Here is a 23,524-nt window from a genome sequence, read left to right as displayed (position 1 = left end):
CCAGGGCCGAATGCGGGACAAACCGAATGCAGAAGTCTTACAAAACCGCGTGCCGCCTGACGCTGCTGGCCCTGGCCTGTGCCACGGGCGCCGCTGCCGTCCGCGCCGGCGATGCACCCTACGCCGTGCAGGCCGGCGACGTGCTGCAGGTGTCGGTCTGGAAGGAGGCCGACCTGCAGGCGGAAGTGCTGGTGCGTCCCGACGGTGGCATTTCATTTCCGCTGGCGGGCGAAATCGCCGCCGCCGGGCATTCGATCGAGGACATCCGCAGCCAGATCGACCAGCGGCTGCGCAAGTACATTCCCGACCCGGTGGTGACCGTAGCGCTCAAGGCCATCGGTGGCAACCGCATCTACGTGCTGGGCAAGGTCAACAAGCCCGGTGATTTCCCGCTGGGCCGACCGCTGGACGTGATGCAGGCGCTGAGCCTGGCGGGCGGTGCGACCCCGTACGCCGATCTCAATGACATCCAGATCCTGCGGCGCGAGGGCGACAAACAGGTGGCGATCGTCTTCAGCTACGGCGACGTCGAGCGCGGCCGGCGTCTCACGCAGAACGTGCTGTTGCAGAGTGGCGACACCGTCGTGGTGCCGTGAGTGGCGGATCGCAGCTCGCATGCGTCAGTGCGGCGCTGGTCATCATGATGACCGCCGTGACGCCGCTGCGCGCCAGCGATTGGCAGCTACAGGAGAGCGCGAATGCCAGCCTGGACTACGTGGACAATCCGCGCCTCGTGCCCGACACCACGCTGGACGACGAGCGCCTGATTGCCAGTGCCGCGGGCTCGCTGCAGCGCAATTCCGAAATCGGGGCGCTGCAGATCGCTCCGCAGGTGTCGACCACCCGTTACTCCAGCTCACAGGAGCTTGACAACACCGCGGGTTCGCTGGCGCTGTCCTGGCAGCACGCCGGGCAGCGGGGAAACTGGTTCGCCAATGCCCAGGGCGCGGTGGACAGCACCCTGACCACCGAACTCGGACTCAGCGGCATCAGCGATGTGAATCGCCAGCGCCAATCGCTGGTCAGCAGCGCCGGGGGAAGCTGGAACCTTTCCGAGCTCACGCAGCTCGGCGTGCAGCTGAGCGGCAACCGCGTGCACTACCGTGACGCCTCCGGCACCGGCCTGAGCAGCTACAGTTATGGTTCGATCACGGTCGATCCGTCGTGGGCCGTTGGCCAGCTGTCGCGCCTCACGGTGCAGGGCGAGTACGATGTGCTCGATTCCGACAACGTCGCGCAGACCCAGCGCAGCTACAACGGCACCATCGGCTTCAGCCACCAGGCCGGCGAGCGCGACCACTGGCACCTGAGCGGCGGCGCATCGGGTAGTGCCGTCGGCACCATCACCACGCGTGGCTGGGTGCTGGATGCCGGCGTCACGCGCACGGGATTGCGCGGGTCACTGAGCGCGTCGGCGCAGCGGCGCATCTCCCCGGTTGGCAACGGGCTGCTCGAGCGCACGGATTCGATGTCGGTGGATGCGCAGCGGCAGTTGACCGAACATGCCTCGTTGTCGACCGCCATCCGGTTCGTGCACAGCGCGAACACCTACGGCAGCCTCTTTGGTTACCGCTACGTGGCGTACCCGGGATCGGTATACGCGCGCATCCTCGCCGAGTGGAACTGGAGCTTCTCGCCGCACTGGAGTACGGCGCTGCGGCTGGGCAGTTCGGGCGCCGACCAGGACAGCAGCGGCAGCAACCCCTGGGCCAAGGGCTGGGATACGTCGCTGGCCATCTTCTGGCACGCGGATCAGCAATGAGGACCTTGGCATGAACCTGCCGGTCCTCGCCAATCCGCCGCCATCGCCCAACCGGCTGCAGCAGCGGCTCGGCATGCTGCGCCGTCGGCGTCCGCTGATGCTCTGGTGCTTCGCCACGGTGTTGCTGGCCAGCCTGGTCGCGGCCCTGCTGTGGCCGGCGACCTACAAGTCGACCGGCGTGATCCTAATCGAGCAGCAGGAGATTCCCAGCGACCTGGTGCAATCCACCGTCACCAGCTACGCCGACCAGCGCATCCAGGTGATCACCCAGCGCGTCATGACCACGGAGAACCTGCTGAAGATCATCGACCGCTACGATCTCTACAGCAACCGCCGCCAGCGCGAGACGCGTGACGCGATCATCGCGCGCATGCGCAAGGACGTGGATTTCCAGATGATCAGCGCGGACATCTACGATCCCCGCGCGGGTCGCGCCGCCAAAGCCAACATCGCCTTTTCGGTCAGCTACTCCAACGGCTCGCCGCAGATCGCCGCCAAGGTGGCCAATGAAATCGCCTCGCTGTACCTGCAGGAGAACCTCGACAGCCGCAAGCAGAGTTCCGAGAACGCGGCCACGTTCCTGAGCGAGGAGAGCGACCGCATCAATGCCAACATCACCGAGCTCCAGGCCAAGCTCGCGGACTTCAAGGAACAGCATCGCGACGAGCTGCCCGACCTGGCGTTGATCAACGTCCAGGTCATGGACCGCACCGACGAAAGTCTGCGCGATATCGACACGCAGCTGCGGTCGGTGGAGCAGCAGATCACGTATCTGCAGGCCCAGCTGGCACAGTTGCCACCGGTGTCGCAGATGTACAGTTCCACCGGCGAGCGGGTGCTGTCTCCGAGTGATCGCCTGCAGATCCTCAAGATGGACTACGCGCGGCTGAGCGCGCTGTACGCGCCCGATCACCCGGACGTGGTCAATACCAGGCGCCAGATCGAAGCGCTGGGCGGCAGCACCAACGACAACAGCGTGGACACAAAGGCCAGCGCCGTGAACGACTTGCGCCGGCAGCTGGAGGACGCCAAAGGCCAGCTGGCCGAGGCGCAGAAGCGCTACGCAGCCTACCATCCCGACGTGGTGCGGCTGGACCGCCTGGTCAGTTCGTTGCAGGCCTCGCTCGCCACGGCACAGGACGACCTGGCGCAGGCGACCGCCGCCGCCAAGGCGGCGCCAGACAAGACGCTCAGTAGCGGCGAAGCCAAGCCTGACAATCCGGCGTACATCCAGGTGAAGTCGCAGCTGGAGGCGGCCACCAACCAGCGCGCCTCGCTGCTGCGGGAGCGGGCGGCGGTCAAGGCCAAGATGGAGTCTTACGAGCGGCGCCTGCAGACCGCGCCGGCCGTGGAGCGAGACTACACAGCCATCACGCGCGACCTGGACGCGGCGCAGACGAAATACACCGAGGTCCGCCAGAAACAGATGGAAGCGCAGCTGGCGGAGAAGCTCGAATCCGAGCGCAAAGGAGAGAAGTTCTCCCTGATCGAGCCGCCACTGGTGCCGGACCAGCCCGCCAGTCCCAACCGGATCCTGATCGCGGTGCTGGGTGCCTTGCTCGGACTGGCGTTGGCGGTCGGTGCGGCCGTGCTGCGTGAAGCTGTCGACAGTACCATCCGCGGCCGCGCCGAGCTGCATGAACTGCTGGGCGTACCGCCGCTGGCCATCGTCCCGTACCTGGAGACTAGTGCCGAACGGCGTCGTACGCGGTGGAATCGCCGTGCCGCGCTCGCCGGCACGGCGGCGGCGTGCGTGCTGGGCGTGGTGGCCATCCATCTGTTCTATCGCCCGCTGGACGTGCTGTGGGCCGTGGCAATGCGCAAGCTGGGCATCTGAGGAACGACGGTCAATGAACGCCTTGCCATTCCCCGATCTCGCGTCCGATGCGACCACCACCCTGCGTTGCCAGATCCACACACCGGATCCGCTGGTACTGGAGCGCGAACGCGTATTGCCTCCCTTGGCTGCTGGCGCGAACGGTGGCCCTTACAAGATGCTGCGTACCCAGGTGCTCAGGCGCCTGGAGAAGCTCAACGCCAATACGCTCGCGATCATCGGCACGGCGCCAGGCACCGGCAAGACACTCACCGCCGTGAATCTCGCGATTGCGATGGCCGCGGAGGCCGAGCGTACCGCGCTGCTGGTGGACCTCGACCTGCGCAAACCCAGCGTCCACGCCCGCTTCGGCATCACGCCCACGGTGGGAGTCGACGATTGCCTGCGCCAGCAGGTGCCGTTGCGCGAGGCGATGCTGCGTGTGGCGGGCTACGAACGGCTGGTGGTGCTGCCCGCGCGGGAACGCTGCGAGGACTCGTCGGAAATGCTGGCGGCAAGACACACCCACAGGCTGGTGTCGGAACTGCGCGAGCGCTACCAGGATCGCATCATCATTTTCGACCTGCCGCCCGTGCTGCAGGCGGACGATGCACTGGCTTTCGCGCGCTATGTACAGGCGGGGCTGGTGGTGGTCGGGGAGGGCCGCACCAATCGCGATGACCTGCGGCGCACGCTGGAGTTGCTGCGCGATCTGCCGATCGTGGGCACCGTTCTCAACTGCTCGCGCGAATCCGTGGACACCTATTACTGAAAGCGTCAGACACGGGTCGGACGTTTGATTACCGATCCGTCATGGCAGCGTCACCACGCCGGCTTAGCCTTTGGTTCAAAGGGTTTCCGGGAGTTGAGCGTGGACCAGGCCAGCAGCGCGGCGCGGATCGTCTTCATCAATCGCTTCTTCCATCCGGACATTTCCGCGACCAGCCAGATGACCTCGGACCTGGCGTTCGCGTTGGCCCGTGAAGGCTTCGCGGTCAGCGCGATCTGCTCGCGGCAGCGCTATGACGACGCCGCGGCCGAGCTCCCCGCCACCGAATCCTGCCGCGGCGTGACGATCCGGCGCGTCGCTTCGACCCGCTTCGGGCGCCAGAACCTGCTGGGCCGTGCGCTGGATTTCCTCAGTTTCTACCTTACGTCGCTATGGGCACTGCTGCTGGTGCTGAGGCGCGGCGATGTGGTCGTGGCCGAAACCGATCCGCCGCTGATCTCGCTGGTGGCCGGGCTGGTGGCGTGGCTGCGGGGCGCCGAACTGGTCAACTGGTTGCAGGACGTTTTTCCGGAGGTGGCCACCGAGCTGCAGGCCAATCCCTTGCCGCGGTGGCTGGATGGCGGCCTGCGCAAGCTGCGCAATCTCTCGTTGCGCCGCGCGCATTGCAACGTGGTGCTGGGAACGCGTATGCGCGATCATGTGCTGCAGCTGGGCGTCGCTGCCGAGCGCATCTGTGTGATCGAGAACTGGGCCGATGGCCACGAACTGCGCCCGATTGCCTCGCTGGCCAGCCGGCTGCGCAGCCAGCACGGACTGGGATCGCGCTTCGTGGTCGGCTATTCCGGCAACCTGGGCCGCGCGCACGAATTCTCCACTTTGCTCGAGGCTGCCACCGACCTCAAGGATGACAGCTCGATCGTGTTCCTCATGACCGGCGGCGGCGCCGGCATGCAAGCGCTCGAGGCCGAGGTCGCCAATCGCGGCCTGGACAATTTCCGCTTCCTGCCCTACCAGCCGCGCGAGCAGCTCAGCGACAGCCTGGGCAGCGCGGACGTGCACCTGGTCAGCCTGAAGCCGGAACTGGAAGGCCTGATCGTGCCGTCCAAGTTCTACGGCGTGCTGGCCGCGGGCCGCCCCAGCATCTTCATCGGGGACACGGATGGCGAGCTGAGCCGGGTGATCCGTCGCCACGATGTGGGCTACAGCGTGGCCTGTGGCGACAGCAAGGCGTTGGCGGGACACATCCGCTCGTTGAGCTTCGACCCAGAACACCGGGAGACACTCGGTGAGCGCAGCCGCGCGCTGTTCAACAACCACTACACGCTGCAGCGCGCAGTGCGCGAATGGTCAGGCGTGTTGCGCGGTACCGGCGTCGGCGCCCAGGCCGCGGATCCCGCCCTGCTGGGCTAGGAACCATTCGTAGGTCGAGGCGATTCCTTCCTGCAGGCGGATCGAAGGACGCCAGCCGAGCGCCGTCAGGCGCGAGGTATCCAGCAGCTTGCGCGGCGCGCCGTCCGGCTTGCTGACATCGAAGTCTAGCTGGCCCTCGAATCCGGTAGCGCTGGCGATCATCGCGCTGAGTTCCGCGATGCTGAGGTCCTTCCCCCAGCCTACGTTGATCGGCTGCTCCTGGCTGTAGTGCTCCAGCAGGAACAGGCAGGCATCGGCCAGGTCATCTACGTGCAGGAATTCACGGCGTGGCGCGCCGCTGCCCCAGATCGCGACGCGCGGCGCACCGGTCAGGCGCGCTTCATGGAAGCGGCGGAGCAGCGCCGGCAGTACGTGCGATGACTCGAGGTCGAAGTTGTCGCCGGGACCGTAAAGGTTGGTGGGCATGGCCGCGATGGCATTGAAGCCATGCTGGCGGCGGTAGGCCTGGCACATGAGGATGCCGGCGATCTTGGCGATGGCGTACCACTGGTTGGTGGGCTCGAGCGGTCCGGTCAGCAGCGCGTCTTCTGACATGGGCTGCGGCGCGAGCCGCGGGTAGATGCAGCTGGAGCCCAGGAACAGCAGCTTTTCGACGCCTGAACGGTATGCGGCATCGATCACGTTGGTCTGGATGGCGAGGTTGTCGCGCAGGAAATCCGCGGGCTCGTGGCTGTTGGCGTGGATGCCGCCCACCTTGGCTGCGGCCAGCAGCACGAACTCCGGCCGGCGCGCGGCAAAGAACGCCCGCACGGCTGCCTGGTCGGTGAGGTCAAGCTCGCGCCGCTCCGCCAGGATGAGCTGCGAATAACCCGCGCGTTGCAGGCGCCGCAGCAGCGCAGAACCCACCAGGCCCCGATGTCCGGCCACGTATATGCGTGCGCCAGCGTCCAGCATGGTCATTCCCGGTGGTTGTAGGCGCGATAACCCTCGCTCAGCATGAGCGCATCGCGGTGGGCCAGTTCGAGGTCTTTGGCGGTCATCTCGCTGATCAGCGTATCGAAGCTGATCTCCGGCTTCCAGCCCAGGATGCTGCGCGCACGGCTGGCGTCGCCCAGCAGGCTGTCCACTTCGGTGGGCCGGAAGTAGCGCCGGTCGACGCGCACGACGGTGCGGCCCGTGTTGGCATCGATGCCGCGCTCATCGGCGCCCGCGCCGTGCCATGCGATCCGCATGCCCAGCCGCTGCCCGACGCGTTCCACGAAGTCGCGCACCGAGTGCTGCTCGCCCGTGGCGATCACGAAGTCCTGCGGCTGATCCTGCTGCAGCATGAGCCACTGCGCGCGCACGAAGTCCTTCGCATGGCCCCAGTCGCGCCTCGAATCGAGGTTGCCGAGATACAGGCAGTCGTCAAGGCCAAGCTTCAGGCGCGCCAATCCGCGGGTGATCTTGCGCGTGACGAAGGTTTCGCCGCGATTGGGCGACTCGTGGTTGAACAGGATGCCGCTGCAGGCAAACAGGCCGTAGGCCTCGCGGTAGTTCACCGTGATCCAGTGGGCATAGACCTTGGCGGCGCCGTACGGCGAGCGGGGATAGAACGGCGTGGTCTCGCGCTGCGGTGTCTCCTGCACCTTGCCGAACATCTCGGAGGTCGAGGCCTGGTAGAAGCGCGTCTTCCTATCGAGGCCCAGGATGCGGATGGCCTCAAGGATGCGCAGCGTGCCCATGGCATCGGAATTGGCGGTGTACTCCGGGGTCTCGAACGACACGGCGACGTGGCTCTGGGCGGCCAGGTTGTAGATCTCGTCCGGCTGCACCTGCTGCACGATGCGGATCAGGTTGGTGGCGTCGGTCAGGTCGCCGTAGTGCAGGTGCAGCTGCACCGCGCGCTCGTGCGGGTCCTGGTAGAGGTGGTCGATGCGGTCGGTGTTGAAGGACGAAGAGCGGCGCTTGACGCCGTGCACTTCGTAGCCTTTGTCGAGCAGGAATTCAGCGAGGTACGAGCCGTCCTGGCCGGTGATGCCGGTGATGAGTGCCTTCTTTGCCATGGCCCGCAAATGTAGCGTCGGCAGATTACATTTCGTGTATCGCCCGTGACGGTATCCTGCCGGTATTCAGGTCGCTGGTCGAATGACAAGCAACGCCATGAATCAATGCGTTGCGCGCACACTGACCGGCGCGGTGGCGCATGGAAGCGGCCCGCATTTCACGCGCATGAAACATGCGCGGCCTACGATTCCGGGTTGGCCTGAACCGGGGATCTGAATGCCAGTGGCGCGCCCGCTCTTCTCGATCTGCATTCCGCAGTGGGAACGCCTGCCTTTCCTGCTGGCCGCACTCGACAGCGTCACCGCGCAGACGCTGCGCGATTTCGAGATCTGCGTGTCGGATGACCGCTCGCCCAGCGGGGGCCAGGAGCGGATAGTCGAGCAGCTGGAGCGGGCCGGAGTCGACTATGCCGTCGCAGTGATGTGCAAGAACGGCCGCTATGACGTCAATCTGCGCAGCGCCATCGGTCTGTCGCGCGGCCAATACATATTCCTGCTGGGCAACGATGACGCACTCAAGGACGTGCGCGTGCTCGAGCGCTGCCGGGATCTGCTGGCGCAGCATCCGAACGTCGGCGCTGCATTCTGCAACCATGAGGATTTTGCCACCGGCCGCGTCAATCGCACTACGCCCGCCACCGCCAACCGTGGCCATGGCGTCGGCGTGGCAGTGGCCAACTACCGCAACTTCGCCTTTGTCAGCGGCGTCCTGTTCGACGGCGACCAGGCGCGCGCGCTCGCGACCGACGCCTACGATGGCACCGAGATGTACCAGATCCATCTCGCCAGCAGCATTGTCGCCTCCGGCCGCGACCTGTTGGCCATCGACGACGTGATGATCCGCAAGGACATCCGGATTGCCGGCGAAAGGGTTGAAAGCTACGTCACCAATGCCGCGAAAGAGAAGGACGTCATCGCGGAGCGCAGGATGCCCGTCGCGCTGCTGGGGCAACTGGTCTGCAACTCGGTGGCGCCGTACATGGCGCCTGGTACGCGCGATCGCTGGATCCGCAAGGTATTCCGCCAGCTCTACTTGTTCATCTACGGCTACTGGTTCGTGGAGTACCGCCGCGTGAAGTCGTGGAAGTTCACGGTCGGGATGATGCTGGGCGTGCGTCCGAGCCGCAGCCTGAAACCCCTGAAGCCCGGCCTGTATACGCGGGTCTCGCTCGGCGCTCTGTTCGCCTGCGTCGCCGTCGCCGCGTTGCTGACGCCGATCAGGCTGTTCGACAGCGCGCGTCCCGCACTGTATCGGCTGGCGAAGCGCCAGCCGGCACATTGACCGGCGGGGCTCATCCGCGTCGATCAGTTGTAACAAAGACCCATTAGGCTGCCGGTGTCCCAGCGCGGGAGTCCGCAATGCCTGCCTGCGCTTGTCAAATCCATGGCGTATCGGGCAATTCAATGACCGCGATTCTCGGATTGAACTTCCACCATGCCGACTCCTCCGCGGCGCTGGTCATCGATGGCAAGCTGGTGGCTGCAGTGGCGGAAGAGCGCCTGGGGCGGCGGCTCAAGCATGATCCCGCATTTCCCGCCGAGGCCATCCGCGCGGTGCTGGCGCACGCCAGCATCGGGGTGGGTGACCTGGATTACGTCGCCATCCCGCACGATCCAGCGGCGAACCGGCTTGCCAAGGCCAGGCACGTGCTGGCCCATCCGGTGTCGAGCTTCGAGGCAGTCCAGCAGCATCTGAGACGCGCGAACCGCGAACTGTCGACTCTGGAGCAGGTTGCCTCGGCCTGTGACTGCGCGCCGGAGCGCGTGACGGCCAGGTTGATCATGGTGGAGCACCATCTGGCGCACATCGCCAGCGCCTACTACTGCTCGCCGTTCGAATCCCTCACGGCCGGCTTTTCCTTCGACGGCAGCGGCGATTTCGTGAGCGCGATGAGTGCGCGCTGCGAAGGCACGAAGATCGAGGTGCTGGACCGCGTGCACCTGCCGGATAGCCTGGGGTTCTTCTACACAGCCGCATGCCAGTTCATCGGCTTCGACGAGTTTGGCGAGGAATACAAGGTCATGGGTCTGGCGCCTTATGGCGAGGACCAGTATTCGGAGTTCATGCAGCGGGCGGTCGAGCTGCAAGGCGAGCGGTTCCGACTCGGAGAAAAATTCTTCGTGATGCCCGGTGGCAGCGAAAGCGGCGAGCTGGATGAACGCAACCGTATCAAGGTGCCGCGCCTGTTCACCCATGCATGGGAGCAGGTGCTCGGCGCGCCGCGCATTCGCGGCGCGGAAGTGACGCAGAGGGAAAAGGATATCGCGCGTTCGACGCAGAATCGCTTCGAGGAGGCTGCGATGCATTGCTTCCGGGAGCTGCACCGGCGCGTGCCAACCACGCAGGTCGTGTCAGCCGGCGGCTGCGCGTTGAATGGCGTGGCCAACGCGCGCGTGCTGCGCGACACGCCGTTCGAGAACCAGTACCTGCAGGCGGCGTCGGCCGATGATGGCGTGAGCCTGGGTGCAGCGATGTGGACCTGGCACAACGTGGCCGGCGGCCGCGAGCGCTTCCACATGCACCACGCGTACTGGGGACCGGAGCACTCGGCCGAAGCCATCCGGCGCGCGGCCGAAGGCGCCGCGATGCCGATGCGAAGGATCCCCGATGCGCGGCTGCCGGAAGTGGCGGCGCGGCTGATCCGGGCCGGCCTCGTGACGGGCTGGTACCAGGGCCGTTCCGAGTGGGGTCCGCGCGCACTCGGCAACCGCTCCATCCTGGCCGACCCGACGCAGCCGCAGATGAAGGATCTCATCAACGCCAAGATCAAGCGCCGCGAGATGTTCCGGCCATTTGCGCCCAGCATCGTGCGTCACGCGGTGGCCACCTATTTCGAACAGGATGTCTTCAGCCCGTTCATGATGCACGTGGTGAAGATCAGGCCGCAGTGGCGCGACAAGCTGCCCGCGATCACCCACCACGATGGTACCGGAAGGCTGCAGAGCATCGAGCGCGCGACCAATCCGCTGTACTTCGACTTGATCGAGGCGTTCGGACGCCTGTCGGGCATTCCGATCGTGCTCAACACCAGCTTCAATGAGAACGAGCCCGTGGTCGATTCGCCGGAGCAGGCACTGCAATGCTTCCTGCGCACCGGGCTGGACGCCATCTGCCTTGGCAATTTCGTGGTCGTCAAGCCCGAACACGGCGCCGTGCTGGAGGCCATCGAATCCGCCGGCGCGCGGGAAGTGGGCGAACCCGCGGTGGCGTGAATCCACCGGTCTGGCCCGGCCGCGGCAGCGGGATTTCCTTCAGGCGCGGGCTTCGGGTTTGTAGGCCACGCACAGCAGGTTCTGGCTGAAGATCGCCCTGGCGCCCGTGTCGCCCGTTTCCACGGCCAGGCAGAGCCGCAGCGCGAGCCGCAGCAGCTTCCACAAGCAGAACCTGAGCGTGCCTTTGAGCGAACCCGGCGCTGGCACATCCTCGAAGCACGCCACTGGTCCGAATCCCGACGCGCCGAACAGCTGCGCGAGTGAAGTGCGTGTGTAGGCCATTTCGTGTGTGAGATCGCCGTAGCGGATGCGACCGAAGAAGGGTGACTCGGCGTTGGGCGTATGGATGAGGAAGCGGCCGCCGGGCTTCAGCGTGCGGCGCACTGCGTCGACCAGCGCGAGCGCTTCGTCCCGTTCCAGGTGCTCCAGCACATCGAAAGCGACCACCACGTCCAGGCTGGCATCGGGCTGTTCGGCCAGCGTGCCGAACAGATCGCCGTGCACCACGTTGTCGACGCCCAGCCGCGCCGCCAGCGCCACCTGTTCCATGGAGCCGTCCACGCCGCCGATGTTGCGATAGCCCGCCTGCTTCAGGAAATGGAGCAGCGTGCCGTGGCCGCAGCCAAGGTCGAGGACAGTGGCCTCGCGGTCCGCAGGAAGGTGGCGCGCGACAATCCGGCGCAAGTAGCGCGCGCTGGCCGAGAAGTCCGCCGCGGTGGCGGGCGGCGGATCGTCCTGCGCCGAGACATAGCTGCCGTAGATCCGCTGCCGATAGGCCTTGGTGCTGGGCATGGATGGTTGCGGTCAGTGGCGAGTGGCGCTGTATCGCTCGGCCGCCGCCGCGTAGAGGGCTTCCATGTCCGCCGCGACGGCATCCCACGACAGCCGCTCCAGGGCTGCGCGCCGCCCGCGATCTCCCATGTCCTGGCGCAACGTGGGATCTGCATGCAGGGAGCGGACCGCTGCGGCGAGCAATTCCGGTGAGCCCCCTGCGACCAGCCCCGCGCCCGCATCCCTCACCACCTCGGAGATGCCAACTTCCGGAGTGACGACCACCGGGCGGGCCATGGCCATGGCTTCGGCCACGACGCAGCCAAAGTTCTCGCTGTAGGAGGGCAACAGGAACATCTCGGCTGCGCTCAGCAAGGCCCATTTGTGTTCATTGCTGGCTGGGCCCACGAAGTGGATGCGATCAGAGCCGTTGCCCGCCCTGACCAGCTCCTGCAGCCTGGGCAGGTATCCGCCCTCGTCATTGCCCGCGATGACCAGGTGCAGGTCGGGAACGTGATTCCACGCCGCGATGAGCCGATCCAGGCCCTTCTCCCAGTTGATGCGGCCGAGAAACAGCGCATAGGGCCGTGGCAATCCCGCGAAGGGTCCGGCCGCCAGGGCGGGAAACTCACTGCTCCAGTCAACGCCATGCCAAACCTTGCAGACGCGCTGCGGCTTGAATCCCATCGCCGCGACTTCCCCAGCCTCGGCATCCGAAGTGACGTGCACCGCCCAGGCGCGTCGCAACGAACGTCGTTCCACCAGGTTGATCCAGGCGGTCTTGACCCAACGGTTCTTGCCCTGGATGAGCCTGCGGACCAGCATGCCGTGCGGGGAGACGATATAGGGGACGACGAACCGCTCGGCGATCCTGGCCGCGGCCCAGGTCGGCCACAGGTACGTCGAGTGGACATGTACGGCGTCGAACGTCGTGATCGTGCGCCTCATCTCGAGCGCCAGGTTCGGCGACCAGTACAGCCGTCGCAGCATGGGACTCGGAAAGTAGCTGACCGCGACGCCATCCTGCTGCACGGGCACGCCATGCGGCACCTGCAGATCGGTGCTGCCGTCCACCGTAGTGGTGTAGACATGCACCTCGTTGCCGCGGCGCGCGAGCGCGGAGGCGAGGCCGTGCGAGGCGGAGGTCAGTCCCCCGTAGCGAACCGCTGGAAAGTAACTGGGTATGACGTGGAGCAGGCGCAAAGTTCCCGCACTGTCCCACACGATGGTGACAGTTTCAGGTCACGGGGCCGGGTCAGGCGGGACCTGGCCGGGCAACACCCGATCCGGCAACACCGCCGCGACCAGTTCCAGCAACCGGTGTTCGTAGGTGTGGTCGCGATGGGCGCGCTGCTGGCCCGCGCGGGCGATGCGGGCGGTCGCTTCGGGGTGACGGAGGTAGTGGCGCGCCTTCTCGATCAGCTCCTCGACGGTCCGGAACGTCACGATTTCCTCGTCGACGCCGAAGTGCTCGGCGACAACGGGCGTGTCGGAGATCATCTGGAACGCGCCACAACCCGCGAGTTCGAAGGCTCGGCAGTTCAGGCTGTTGACCTCCGCGAAGTGCAGCGTGTTGAGTGCGATGCGGGCCGCGCACGCCGCGCGGGCCTTGTCGTCGCCGAAGATGGCGCGCCGCTGGTAGCGTGCACCGATGCGCTCGATGAGCCAGTCGGGCAGTATGCCAAACACCTTCAGGTCGAACTCCGACAGCTGCTGCAGGATTTCCTGTCGGTAATAATAGAGGTTGCCGGCGATCATGAGCTCGCAGCCATACGCGTCGCGATCGGCGTCGCTCAGCGGCAAGGGCCGATGCACGCGCGGGTTGCAGGCCTCCGGCAGGTAGCGGAAGCTCGTGGAGCGTATCATGCGGCTGAACAGTTCCTGCATGTACCGGTCCTTCACGAACACCATGTCGTATCCGGAGCCGAGGATGTACTGCCTGCCCATCGTGGTCAGCTGATCCTGGCACCAGCAAACGATGGGCGCACGGGTGGCCTTGCGCATCAGCGCCATGGTCCGCGGTGAAATCTGGTTGCCGAGGATCACGAGCACCAGTTCCGGTTCGAAGTCCTGCATGGTCCGCAGCAGGCGGCGTTCGATGTGCCGCTCCGGTTCGCGTGCCAGCAGGTTCCTGATGCGACGGCGCACGCCGTCGATCACGCTGGGCGTTTCCGAAAAGCTGGTATCGGCCGCGAACATGTTCACCGTGGCGCCGAGCGTGCGCAGGGCATCGACCACGTGCCATTCCATGGAGTCAGGGAAGTAGTAGACGCCGGCGACCAGGACCCTCAGTCCGCGATTTGACGAGTTTTGTGACAGTTTCATTTCACGCGCCATGCATCATGGGCGAAGAGCTAGACTACCAACACTCCGCCGCCCGCGTATACGAATGTCAGCCCGATGAATCGACCCCTCCTGTTCGCAGTCGTGAATGCCAGCGCCGCGTTGCTGGTCGCGGTTGGGACATTCATGAGGTCGGCGGCGGGCCCGCATCCGCTGTACCTGGTGGCGTTGACGCTGATCTGCACGCTGCCCTTGCTGTTCATGCGCAAACTCAACGATCGCCATGCGCTGCTGGCGCTGTTCTCCGCCAACTATTTCGTGCAGTTCGCGCTGCTGGACTACCTGCAGCTGTTCTCGGGAGGCGCTGTCTATGTCCGGCAGGCGCCGGTGCTCAGCGAGGCGGAAGGCGTGATCCTGGTTGGCGCGGTCATGGTGCAGCTGTGTTTCCTGCTGGTCAGCAGTACTCCCCGACGCCAAAGCAGCAAGCCCATTGCCGACTGGCCTCCGGAGTTGCTGCTGTACGGCGGCCTGGCCCTGTGGCTGGCGGGGACTTGGCTGAGCTGGGTGTACAAGGTCGACATCATGGTCGCTCCCACCGCGGCGGCGACCCGGCAGGGTTTCGCAACGCTGAATTCGCTGCAGATCCTCGGTTTCATGATCGCCGCCTACCTGCAGCCGCTGAGCATCGCCATGCTTGCCTATGCATATTGCCGGCAACGGCGGCCGCTGCTGGTCCCGGTGTTGATCGTGGCGGTGCTGGCACAGCTGGCAATCGGATTCGTGTCGGACAGCAAGTCGGATGCGCTGCTGGGCGTCGTGCTGGTCGCGGTGACGCGGCTGCTGCTGGAGGGCAGGTTGCCCCGGCTGTGGATCGTGGGCGCGGTGGTGTTCATAGGCGGTGTGTATCCGGTGCTGACGGCGAACCGCGCCGTGCGCAGCGAATACGGACTGACGCACGTGGACGCCGCGCAGCAGATCGGCCAGGTCGTGAGCCGCGCGCTGGAGACCAACAAGACCGAGGCGAAGAACGAGGACGAAAAGCGCCAGGCCATCTATGAGCGCCTCTCGCTCAAGGGCAGCGTGGACATGATCGTGAGCCGCACCGGGCATGGCGTCGCTTTCCAGAACGGCAACACCCTGGAGTCGCTGCTGACAGTCTTCATTCCGCGCATCCTCTGGTCCGACAAGCCGGACCTGCAGGTGGGTCGGCTGGTCACGGCCCAGTTCCTGGGCTCCGAAAGCCCGGACCTCTACACCTCACCGTCGCATGTGGGCGAGCTGTACTGGAATTTCGGTTGGCCCGGTGTCGTGATCGGCATGGGCCTGATCGGCCTGCTGCTCGGCTACGTCGGCGTACGCACTGACCTGTCCGCAGGCATCAACCTCACGCGCGTGCTGATCATCATGGTGACCATCCAGCAGCTCATCATCGGCTCGGAGAGCACATTCGCCGCGCCGTACACGGTCTGGCTGCGCTCGTTGCTGGCCATCGGCCTGGCGCACTGGCTGATCGCGCGTCCTGGCGCAGGCGCGCAATCCGACGTGGCACCGCAAACCGTGCCGCAGGCCGCGCAGGGCGGCTGGCGGTTCGAGAACCTGATGCACTGACGCGCGCCACGCCCGCCGCGCACGGCATCACCTCCTGCAGGCGACGCCAGCCTTGACGCCAAACCCGCTTGCAGCCACTCGCGCATCAGGACAGCGGTTGCCGGCAAACGCCACATGCCACACCACAGGGTCGGCAGGCAGCGCGATTGCGGGTCGCGGACGCACGGACTTTCCATCACAGGCGCGCGCGGCAGACGCATCGAGTCCCGTGATGGCGTTGTCCTGGATCAGCAGGGCGTCGACCAGCGGCCAGCGATGCGGAGCGGGTCCCAGGTACCAGGTGGGTTGCACGGTGATGGCCCCGCCGTCGCGAGCCGTGGCGTTGGCGATCGTGTTGTGCAAGATGGCAAGACCAAAGCTGGCCGTCACCGCCGGCGAGCGCGGGGAGGCGGCCAGCGAGAGGAAGATTCCCGAGGAGCTGCAGCCGTCTGCGAGGCGATATGCGCCGTCGATCAGGTTGTCGCGGATTTCGACGGACGAGTTGAAGAACACGCCGCGTGCGCAGTCGGGACAGCCAGCTTCCGCGGCGCTGTACATCGACTGCAGCAGGACTCCGTCCGAGTCGTGCTGCTCGTTGCCGGCGACAACAGTGTCGGTGCTCTGGGCGATCACGCCGATGAGCCCGCCCTTCGGCGCGGTGCGATTGCCCTGCGAGCACAGCGGCCGGCGGTTGTCGATGCGATTGCCCACCACCTGCAGCTGCCAGAATTGCCGCCCGATGCTGATGCCGGAGTCGCCCGCCGACGGCACGACATCCCAGCGCGGTTCAATGCGCAGCGTGATGCGGCCCGTGGCGGCATTGGCGTCGTAGCCGGTGATGCGACGTGCCTGGCCGAGGCCGCGACCCTGCATGACGTGGATCCAGTCGCCGAGATAGTAGGTGGCCGGATCCACCACACGCCCGAACTGCCGGCCTGCGAGCGGTCCGTCGACGGTGAGGCTGTCCGCATCGGCCGCTCGCACCCTGCGCAGGGCATCCAGCGCAAACGCGTTGCCGTTGTTGTCGAAGGCGATGGCCTCGCCATCGCCGTCCTTGTCGCCAGTGCAGGTCGCGACATTGCCGGCCACGAGCACCTCGTCCTGGTTGTCGTTCAGGTTCCAGAAATAGGCGGCGCGCCAGCCGCGGGCGTCGCCCGGTTCGTCCAGGGCGCCGGTGGCGCTGCCGTCAGCGACGTTGTCGCTGAAGTCCACGCGCCGGCCCGCGCCGAGTTCGCTGGCCATCGCCCCCTGGCCGATCGCCAGATCGAGGTAGCTGCCCGGCTGGAACGTGTTGCGCGTGATCACCGCATCCTCGATCTGGAACCGCCGGTTGACGTTGTACCGGTTGCCGGTGAGCTCCAGCGCCGTGGCGAAGGCGCCGAAGACATTGTCCGCGATGACGAGATTCGTGACCGGCAGGCCGCCGGCGTCGATGGCGGTGTGCACATGATCAAAACGGTTGCTGGCGATGACCACGTCCGGTACGGGCGCAACAAGGTCGGCGTTGCGCCCGCCGTCCTCCTGGCGCAGCACACCGATCTGCAGCATCGGCTGCGCGACGTCGCCCGCCGCATGGCGTCGTGCATCGCTGAAGGTGATTCCGGAAACCACGTTGCGCCCCTGCAGCGTGAACGTGGCGCCGCGGGTCGTCGTGCTCCAGCGGGTCGAGCGCAGGATGACGGCCACAGCGCCGGCCCGCGCTTTCAGGTTGACGCCGGTGGGCACGAGCAGGCCGTCCGGACCGGCGTCGGAGGGCGGATCCAGGTTCCACACGCCCGCGTCGAGCACCACCGTCCCGCCGGCCGAGGAGGCAGCAGCCAGTGCGCGTTGCAGGCAGGGCGTGTCGTCCAGCCCGTCATCCGGCTTGCAGCCCCCGAACTGCGAGGCGGCCGGATCGAACTCGCGGACCGCAACCGGGTCGGACCTGACTTCGAGCCGTTGTCCGGGAATCATCACCCAGTCCTCCTCGCCCCGGCGCAGTTCGACGCTGTAGCTACCTGGCGCCAGGCGCGCTGGCAGGGGCACGCTTGTTGCGTAGGGCGCCAGCGACGCCGCAGCGGCGCGCGGCGCAGTCAGCAGATGCGTGTCCGGGCCGCGCAGCCGCACCTGCAGTTCCTGTCCGGGCGCAGGATCGAGGTTGCGCCCGATGATCTTGAGAAGACGCGGCAAGGATCCGATGGACCGGGTGGCGTACACGGCCGCCGGACTGAACCACAGCGGGCGCGCGTCGTTGACGGTGAGCGGTGCGCTCCACTCGCCCGCAGCCGTGCGCACCCACAGCCGATACGGCCGTCTTTCGAGTAAGGTCGTCGGCATCCGCACCATGAGCGCGGTGGGGACGTGATCGACGCTCACGACGGCAGCAACCCCCAGCAACGCCGTGGAGGTGGCAGGCACCGACGCCGGCGGTTCGAAGCCGGCGTCGCCGGTCCGCAGGGCGCGGTAGATCACCTGGTCGTCGCGACGCAGGCCGGAGCCGGCCAGCAGCAGGATCTGGCCGGCGCCGATTCGCACCGGACTCTGGTAACCCGGCGTGCGGTAGAGGGCAGGAGGAACAGCGAACGCCGGCGCGGCGGAAACGGCAAGGATCAGCAGCCGCCAGCTGGCGGCGCGGCGTCGGAAGCGGTGCCTCACGGTTGTCATGTTCCGGGGCAAAAATGACAACCTCATGAAAATGACGATGCGTGATCCCACGGCTTGATATGCAGGAAGACTCCTCGTTCAGCGTCCCGGCCGGCCGGCGGCACGCATCCGTCTGGAGCGCCATCTTCGGCTATTGCACGCTGGCAGTGGTGGTCGCCCGCAACATCGTGCTGGTGCCGGTCTACCTGCGCTTCATCTCCCTGAGTGAGTACGGCGCCTGGCTGGCCACGGGCGCAACGCTGCTGCAACTGGTGCTTACCGACTTCGGACTGGCAGGCGTGCTGGCACAGCGGGCCGCGACACTGCATGGCGCCCGGCAGGCCGAGCGCCTTGGGCCCCTGATCGGATCCGGGCTTGCGGCCACTTTCGTCTTTGCGTTCGCGCTCTCCGCGGCCAGTCTGGTCGGCGTCTGCTTCCTGCCCGCGCTGCAGGGCCTGACAACCGCCGAGGCCCTGCGCGTCAAGCAATGCCTGATGCTGGCTGTGATCTCCGGTGGGTTGGGCATCATCGCTGCGATGTCGCAGGCGCTGGTGCGCAGCTTCCAGCAGGCCATCGTCGCCGGGGCCACGGTACTCGTGGCGGATGTGGCGAGCATCGGCGTTACCGTGCTGCTGATCTTTTCCGGCCATGGACTGTTCGCGCTGGCGATCGGTCTCGCAGTCCGCTCGGCGCTGGTGGCCGGCGTGCTGACGTACCACCTGCTGCGCGTGTGCCGCCGCCAGCTTGGCCTGAGGCTCGACGTGCGGTGGACGGAACTCAAGGAACTGCTGGCCGATTCCGCGCGCACCTTCGTGTCGGCGGCCGCCATGAAGCTGCAGACGCAGTCGAATACGCTGCTGATCGGCATCTTCCTGGGATCGGCCAGCGCCGGCATGTATGGATTGACGGTGCGCGCCTACGAAACCATCCTGACCTTCCTGTCGCAGCTCACTGGTGCGATTGCGCCTTCACTGTCGCACCTGCTCGGCGCCGGCAACGTGGCCCGCTTCCGCGTGCTCATCCTGCGCATGGTGCCCGCCGTGGCGCTGCTCGCCGGAGTTGGATTGGTCGCCATGATCGCGGTCAACGAGTCCTTCCTCAGCCTGTGGGTAGGACGCCAGGCTTTCGCGGGACAGTCAGTCTCGGTGCTGACGGGCGTCGCGGTCTGGCTGGCCGCCGTGTCGCTGGTGGCTTACGACGCGCTGTACGCGCTGGCAAGGTTCAACGTGATTGCGCGCACCTACGTGCTGTCCTCGATCATCCACGTCGTGCTGCTCGGGATCTTCCTGCGTTGGGGACTGTGGGTGGCGCCCGCCATCGCCATCCTGTCCACGTTGTTGTGGGGCGCGCTGTTCTGGAAGGACCTGGCGCGCCAGGTCCAGCTCACGCTGACCGACCTGCGCGTCACGTTGATGGATCTGCTGCTCATCGCCGTGGCCGCGGTTGCAAGCCTGCTGCTGGTCATCGCGTTGCATGTCAAGGCGACCGGCTGGGGCGCGCTGATCTTCGAAGGCGCCGCCAGCTGCCTGCTGGCGCTCACGCTCATACTCACGGCGGGCGTACGCATCCGCGCCATCGTGAAGGAAGAAGTGCACACGACCTGGCAGTCGCTGGCGCGCAGCCACGCCGGCTGAGCCTGGCTCAGCCCAGCAGGCGCTGGTAGACGTCGAGGAACGGCTCGAAGGCCGACTGGGACGAAAAGCGCCGCAGCACGGTGGCCCTGGCGGCCTCGCCCATGCGCAGGTTGCGCTCGAAGTCCGCGCACACCTCGAGCATGGCCAGTGCCATGGCTTCGCGCGCACCGCAGCCGACCAGTCGGCCATCGATGCCATCGGTGATGATCTCCTCCGGCCCGCCGCAGCGAGTGGCGATCACCGGCACGCCGCAGGCCATGGCCTCGACCAGTACCATACCGAAGCCTTCTTCGTGTGAGCTGAGTGCGAAGCAGGCCGCGTGCCGATACAGCGCGCGCAACGCCTCGGCGTCGGGCGCGCTGACGACCGACACCAATCCCGGATCGGACAGGAAGGCCAGATCGGCGCGGACCGCCGCGGGCAATTGCCCGTGGCCGGCGAGCACCAGTCGCGGTGGCTTGCGGGTCAGCGCGCACAGCCGTACGTAGGCGCGCACCAGCAGCCCGAGGTTCTTGCGCGGATCCTGCAGGCGGCCGACATACAGGATGTAGGGTTCGTCCCGCACCGGCCCGTTGCGATCGGGCAGGGGCGTATAGAACGTGCAGTCGACGCCGGGATACGCCATGGAAACGCTGGTCCGGTGGTTGTGCACCGCGCGTTCCACGTGCTCGCGCATCCAGCGGTTTTCCACCAGCACCGCGTTGACGCTGCGCAGGCCCTCGGCATCGAAGCGCGTGGCGAGGCGGGTCATGCCCCGGCGCCACAGCCGCAGCGCGGGATTGCCGGCGCGCTGGGCGCCGCCGCGCTCCGCCTTCGCAAGCGTGGCGACCTGCAGTGCGACGGGCCGTCCCGAGTGCTGCGCTACCAGGGCATGCGCCGGCTGTCCCGCCACGACCTGGATCAGGTCGCACTGCCTCAGCGCCGCGGTGAGCGCCGGCCGGGGCTGGTAGCGCATGAACTCCAGTTCCGCCAGCGAAGCGCCGAAGTGCGTGAACTTGCGACCTTCCCATGTACCGCTCGAGCTGCCGGGCGCGCGCAGCCAGGTGCGCGGCGAGCGCATCAACACGCTGTCACGGTCGCGACTGGAGGTCGCGAGCGAAAACACCCGCAGCTGGAATCGGCCGGAACTCTCGATACTGCGGCACAGGAAGCTGGCCACGGCCGGAACGCCGCCGCCGGCCGCCAGGGCCGGCACCACCACGCCGATCGTCGGAAGCAGGTTCTGGTTCAAGTGTCATCAGCTGGTCAGACAGTCTGCGCACACTAGCGGGCCGCTGTTACAGCGCGATGGCGGAGGATCGATGGCGGACAATTCGCAGGAGCAGGTGTGGCGACCGGCCCTTGGGCTGTTGCTGCTGTGGGCCGTGGTGCTCGCGGTGCTGCCATGGCCGCACCTGGACGGCCTGAACCAGATGTGGCGCTGGTGGATGGATCGTCCCGAGTACAGCTTCGGCATCCTGCTGCCGCCGCTGGCCGCGTTCCTGGTCTGGCAGCAGCGCGACTGGCTGGAGCGCCAGCCCTTCACGGGCAGCTGGTGGGGCGTGGCGGTGACGCTGCTGGGGGCGGTGACGCTGATCCTCGGCCGCATGGCGTCGATCCTGACGCTGGTGCAGTACGCGTTCGTGATCAGCTTCTGCGGCGTGACGATCGCGCTGGTGGGCAGACGCATCGCCGCGCGGCTGATGGTCCCGTTCCTGATCCTGCTGCTGATGGTGCCGCTGCCGCAATTCCTCTACAACAACCTGTCGTCCAGCCTGCAGCTGCTGTCATCGCGCATCGGCGTGGCGCTGATCCGCGCCTGCGGCGTAAGCGTGTACCTGCAGGGCAACGTGATCGACCTGGGCGCGTACAAACTCGAGGTGGCGGAAGCGTGCAGCGGCCTGCGCTACCTGTTCCCGCTCATGACGCTCGGCTTCATCATGGCCTGGTTCTACAAGGCGGCCTTCTGGAAGCGCGTGCTGGTCCTGCTCTCGAGCATTCCGCTCACCATCGTGATGAACAGCCTGCGCATCGCCGGGATCGGAGTGACCGTCGAGCACTGGGGGCAGGCCGCCGCCGAGGGTTTCCTGCACGATTTCGAAGGCTGGGTGATGTTCATGGCCAGTGCCGCCGTGATGCTGCTGGAGGTGGTATTGCTCAGCAAGATCGGCGGCGACGGCCGCCCCTGGCGGAGCATCTTTGGCGTGACGTTTCCGGCGCCGACGCCGCGCAAGCTGCCGCGCGCCGCGTGGAAGCCAACCGCTCCGTTCATGGTCGCGGCCGGTGCCGTCGTCGCCGTGACGGTGGCGACGCTGGCGCTTCCGCAGCGCGCGGAGGCGATCCCCGCGCGCCGCAGCTTCGTGGAATATCCCTCGCGGCTGGAAGGCTGGAGCGGCCGTCGCCAGGCGCTCGAGAGCGTCTACCTCGACGCGCTCAAGCTGTCGGACTACCTGCTCGCCGACTACAGCCCCCCCGATGGCGCTACCCCGGTGAGTTTCTATGTCGCCTGGTACGACTCGCAGCGCGCCGGACAGTCCACGCATTCGCCCAGTTCCTGCCTGCCGGGTGCCGGCTGGCGCATCGACAGCATGCGTGAGGAGCCGCTGACCGGGCTCAAGGTGGGTGCGACGCCGCTGGTGGTCAATCGCGCGCTCATCAGCTATGGCGACCAGCGCGATCTGGTCTACTACTGGTTCCAGCAGCGTGGTCGCGTGCTCACCAACGAGTACCTCGTGAAGTGGTACTTGTTCTGGGACGCGTTGACGCGCAACCGCAGCGACGGCGCTTTGGTGCGATTGATCGTACCGCTGACCAGGAGCCAGGATCCGGCCAGCGCCGATCGCGAGCTGCAGGCCTTCCTGAAGCTTGCGACGCCCGACCTGAACCGCTACGTCCCGGACTGAATGCATGGAAGCCATCCTGGCGTTCGTCGCGGCCATGGGCGTCACGATGGTGCTGATTCCACCGCTGATGCGCGCCGGCGATCGCCTGGGCATCGTCGATGTTCCCGGCGGCCGCAAGGCGCACGCGGCCCCGATCCCGCGAGTCGGCGGCATCGCCATGGCTGCCGGGATGGCGCTGGGTCTGCTGCTGGTGGGGCAGTTCGAGCATCGATTGCTGGCGCTGGCGGTGGGTGGCCTGATCCTGGTCGCATTCGGCGTCTGGGACGATCGCGTGGCGCTGGGCGCGGCGGCGAAATTCCTGGGCCAGGTGCTGGCAGCGCTGGCGGTGATGCTGCTCGGCGGCGTGAAGATCGCGACGCTGACGCTGTGGGAGCGGCAGATGCTGCCCGACTGGATCGCGTGGCCGCTGACGCTGCTGTTCCTGATCGGCGCGACCAATGCGGTGAACCTCGCCGACGGCCTCGATGGCCTGGCCGGCGGCATGATCCTGCTGTGCCTGTGCGCGCTGACGGTGCTGTCATGGGCCGTCGGGCAGGGTTTCGTGATTGCAGCTGCGCTCTCGGCTGCCGGTGCCGTGTTCGGCTTCCTGCGCTACAACACCCATCCGGCGCGCGTGTTCATGGGCGATGCGGGCAGCCAGCTGCTCGGATTCGCAGTGGCGGTGCTCGCCATCGTGCTCACGCAGGATCCGCAGTCGCCGCTGGCCACGGCCTTGCCGTTGCTGTTGCTGGGCATGCCGATCATCGACACTGGCGCAGTCATGGTCGAGCGCCTGCTGGCCGGCCGTTCGCCGTTCAAGGCCGACCGC

The 23,524-nt window shown here is 66.7% G+C and carries 18 protein-coding genes; 11 read left to right on the top strand and 7 right to left on the bottom strand.

Annotated features, from left to right (window positions below):
• Nucleotides 1-26: 26 nt before the first annotated feature.
• From VFG49_RS08740 to VFG49_RS08720, 5 genes are all read left to right on the top strand, one after another.
• Nucleotides 27-596 (top strand): polysaccharide biosynthesis/export family protein, encoded by a 570-nt coding sequence (locus VFG49_RS08740; RefSeq protein WP_324859512.1) that lies wholly within the window; start codon nucleotides 27-29, stop codon nucleotides 594-596.
• The gene (locus tag VFG49_RS08735) at nucleotides 593-1,762 is read left to right on the top strand and encodes a hypothetical protein (RefSeq protein WP_324859510.1); all 1,170 of its coding nucleotides are present in this window, start codon (nucleotides 593-595) and stop codon (nucleotides 1,760-1,762) included. Before VFG49_RS08740 ends, VFG49_RS08735 begins: the two co-directional genes overlap by 4 nt.
• Nucleotides 1,763-1,772: 10 nt before the next feature.
• Nucleotides 1,773-3,599: a GNVR domain-containing protein gene (locus VFG49_RS08730; RefSeq protein ID WP_324859508.1), complete on the top strand. Its 1,827-nt coding sequence runs from the start codon at nucleotides 1,773-1,775 to the stop codon at nucleotides 3,597-3,599.
• Nucleotides 3,600-3,612: 13 nt separating this feature from the next.
• Nucleotides 3,613-4,350 (top strand): CpsD/CapB family tyrosine-protein kinase, encoded by a 738-nt coding sequence (locus tag VFG49_RS08725; protein ID WP_324859506.1) that lies wholly within the window; start codon nucleotides 3,613-3,615, stop codon nucleotides 4,348-4,350.
• Nucleotides 4,351-4,449: 99 nt separating this feature from the next.
• Nucleotides 4,450-5,718, top strand: coding sequence for a glycosyltransferase family 4 protein (locus VFG49_RS08720; protein WP_324859503.1), 1,269 nt, complete (start codon nucleotides 4,450-4,452; stop codon nucleotides 5,716-5,718).
• Here VFG49_RS08720 and fcl read toward each other — a convergent pair.
• Both fcl and gmd read right to left on the bottom strand, forming a co-directional pair.
• Nucleotides 5,656-6,639 (bottom strand): GDP-L-fucose synthase, encoded by a 984-nt coding sequence (fcl, locus tag VFG49_RS08715; RefSeq protein WP_324859501.1) that lies wholly within the window; start codon nucleotides 6,637-6,639, stop codon nucleotides 5,656-5,658. The two genes, VFG49_RS08720 and fcl, sit on opposite strands and share 63 nt — an antisense overlap.
• Nucleotides 6,636-7,724: a GDP-mannose 4,6-dehydratase gene (gene gmd, locus VFG49_RS08710; RefSeq protein ID WP_324859499.1), complete on the bottom strand. Its 1,089-nt coding sequence runs from the start codon at nucleotides 7,722-7,724 to the stop codon at nucleotides 6,636-6,638. Before gmd ends, fcl begins: the two co-directional genes overlap by 4 nt.
• A gap of 217 nt (nucleotides 7,725-7,941) precedes the next feature.
• Here gmd and VFG49_RS08705 point away from each other — a divergent pair, with 217 nt between their 5' ends.
• Both VFG49_RS08705 and VFG49_RS08700 read left to right on the top strand, forming a co-directional pair.
• The gene (locus VFG49_RS08705) at nucleotides 7,942-9,006 is read left to right on the top strand and encodes a glycosyltransferase family 2 protein (protein ID WP_324859497.1); all 1,065 of its coding nucleotides are present in this window, start codon (nucleotides 7,942-7,944) and stop codon (nucleotides 9,004-9,006) included.
• Nucleotides 9,007-9,128: 122 nt separating this feature from the next.
• Nucleotides 9,129-10,937, top strand: coding sequence for a carbamoyltransferase family protein (locus VFG49_RS08700; RefSeq protein WP_324859495.1), 1,809 nt, complete (start codon nucleotides 9,129-9,131; stop codon nucleotides 10,935-10,937).
• A 39-nt stretch (nucleotides 10,938-10,976) separates the two neighbouring features.
• Here the strand turns inward: VFG49_RS08700 and VFG49_RS08695 are convergent, their stop codons facing one another.
• The 3 genes from VFG49_RS08695 to VFG49_RS08685 are packed head-to-tail and all read right to left on the bottom strand — an operon-like array spanning nucleotide 10,977 to nucleotide 13,946.
• On the bottom strand, nucleotides 10,977-11,729 hold the full coding sequence (locus VFG49_RS08695) for a class I SAM-dependent methyltransferase (protein WP_324859493.1): 753 nt from the start codon (nucleotides 11,727-11,729) through the stop codon (nucleotides 10,977-10,979).
• 12 nt (nucleotides 11,730-11,741) lie between these two features.
• Complete coding sequence (locus VFG49_RS08690) at nucleotides 11,742-12,911, bottom strand: glycosyltransferase (RefSeq protein WP_324859490.1); 1,170 nt, start codon at nucleotides 12,909-12,911, stop codon at nucleotides 11,742-11,744.
• Nucleotides 12,912-12,950: 39 nt separating this feature from the next.
• Nucleotides 12,951-13,946, bottom strand: coding sequence for a CgeB family protein (locus VFG49_RS08685; protein ID WP_324859488.1), 996 nt, complete (start codon nucleotides 13,944-13,946; stop codon nucleotides 12,951-12,953).
• A gap of 162 nt (nucleotides 13,947-14,108) precedes the next feature.
• On the opposite strand from VFG49_RS08685, the gene VFG49_RS08680 reads away from it, so the two are divergent.
• Nucleotides 14,109-15,599, top strand: coding sequence for a hypothetical protein (locus tag VFG49_RS08680; RefSeq protein WP_324859486.1), 1,491 nt, complete (start codon nucleotides 14,109-14,111; stop codon nucleotides 15,597-15,599).
• A 27-nt stretch (nucleotides 15,600-15,626) separates the two neighbouring features.
• Here the strand turns inward: VFG49_RS08680 and VFG49_RS08675 are convergent, their stop codons facing one another.
• A complete protein-coding gene (locus VFG49_RS08675) occupies nucleotides 15,627-18,212 on the bottom strand; it encodes a hypothetical protein (protein WP_324859484.1) in 2,586 nt (861 codons plus the stop codon).
• Nucleotides 18,213-18,262: 50 nt separating this feature from the next.
• On the opposite strand from VFG49_RS08675, the gene VFG49_RS08670 reads away from it, so the two are divergent.
• Entirely contained in the window at nucleotides 18,263-19,834 is a 1,572-nt protein-coding gene (locus VFG49_RS08670; RefSeq protein ID WP_324859482.1) for a lipopolysaccharide biosynthesis protein, read from the top strand.
• 7 nt (nucleotides 19,835-19,841) lie between these two features.
• Here VFG49_RS08670 and VFG49_RS08665 read toward each other — a convergent pair whose 3' ends face one another.
• Nucleotides 19,842-21,065, bottom strand: coding sequence for a glycosyltransferase family 4 protein (locus VFG49_RS08665; protein ID WP_324859480.1), 1,224 nt, complete (start codon nucleotides 21,063-21,065; stop codon nucleotides 19,842-19,844).
• A gap of 70 nt (nucleotides 21,066-21,135) precedes the next feature.
• On the opposite strand from VFG49_RS08665, the gene xrtD reads away from it, so the two are divergent.
• The gene (gene xrtD / locus VFG49_RS08660; RefSeq protein WP_324859478.1) at nucleotides 21,136-22,716 is read left to right on the top strand and encodes a VPLPA-CTERM-specific exosortase XrtD; all 1,581 of its coding nucleotides are present in this window, start codon (nucleotides 21,136-21,138) and stop codon (nucleotides 22,714-22,716) included.
• 4 nt (nucleotides 22,717-22,720) lie between these two features.
• Nucleotides 22,721-23,524: MraY family glycosyltransferase (locus VFG49_RS08655; RefSeq protein WP_324859477.1), on the top strand; the 804-nt coding region annotated here is incomplete at its 3' end.

The sequence above is a fragment of the Dyella sp. genome (assembly GCF_035685885.1).
In the GTDB taxonomy this organism is placed as follows: domain Bacteria; phylum Pseudomonadota; class Gammaproteobacteria; order Xanthomonadales; family Rhodanobacteraceae; genus Dyella.
The sequence above is the reverse complement of the archived record's forward strand: the minus strand, read 5'-3'. Positions and strand labels throughout refer to the sequence as shown.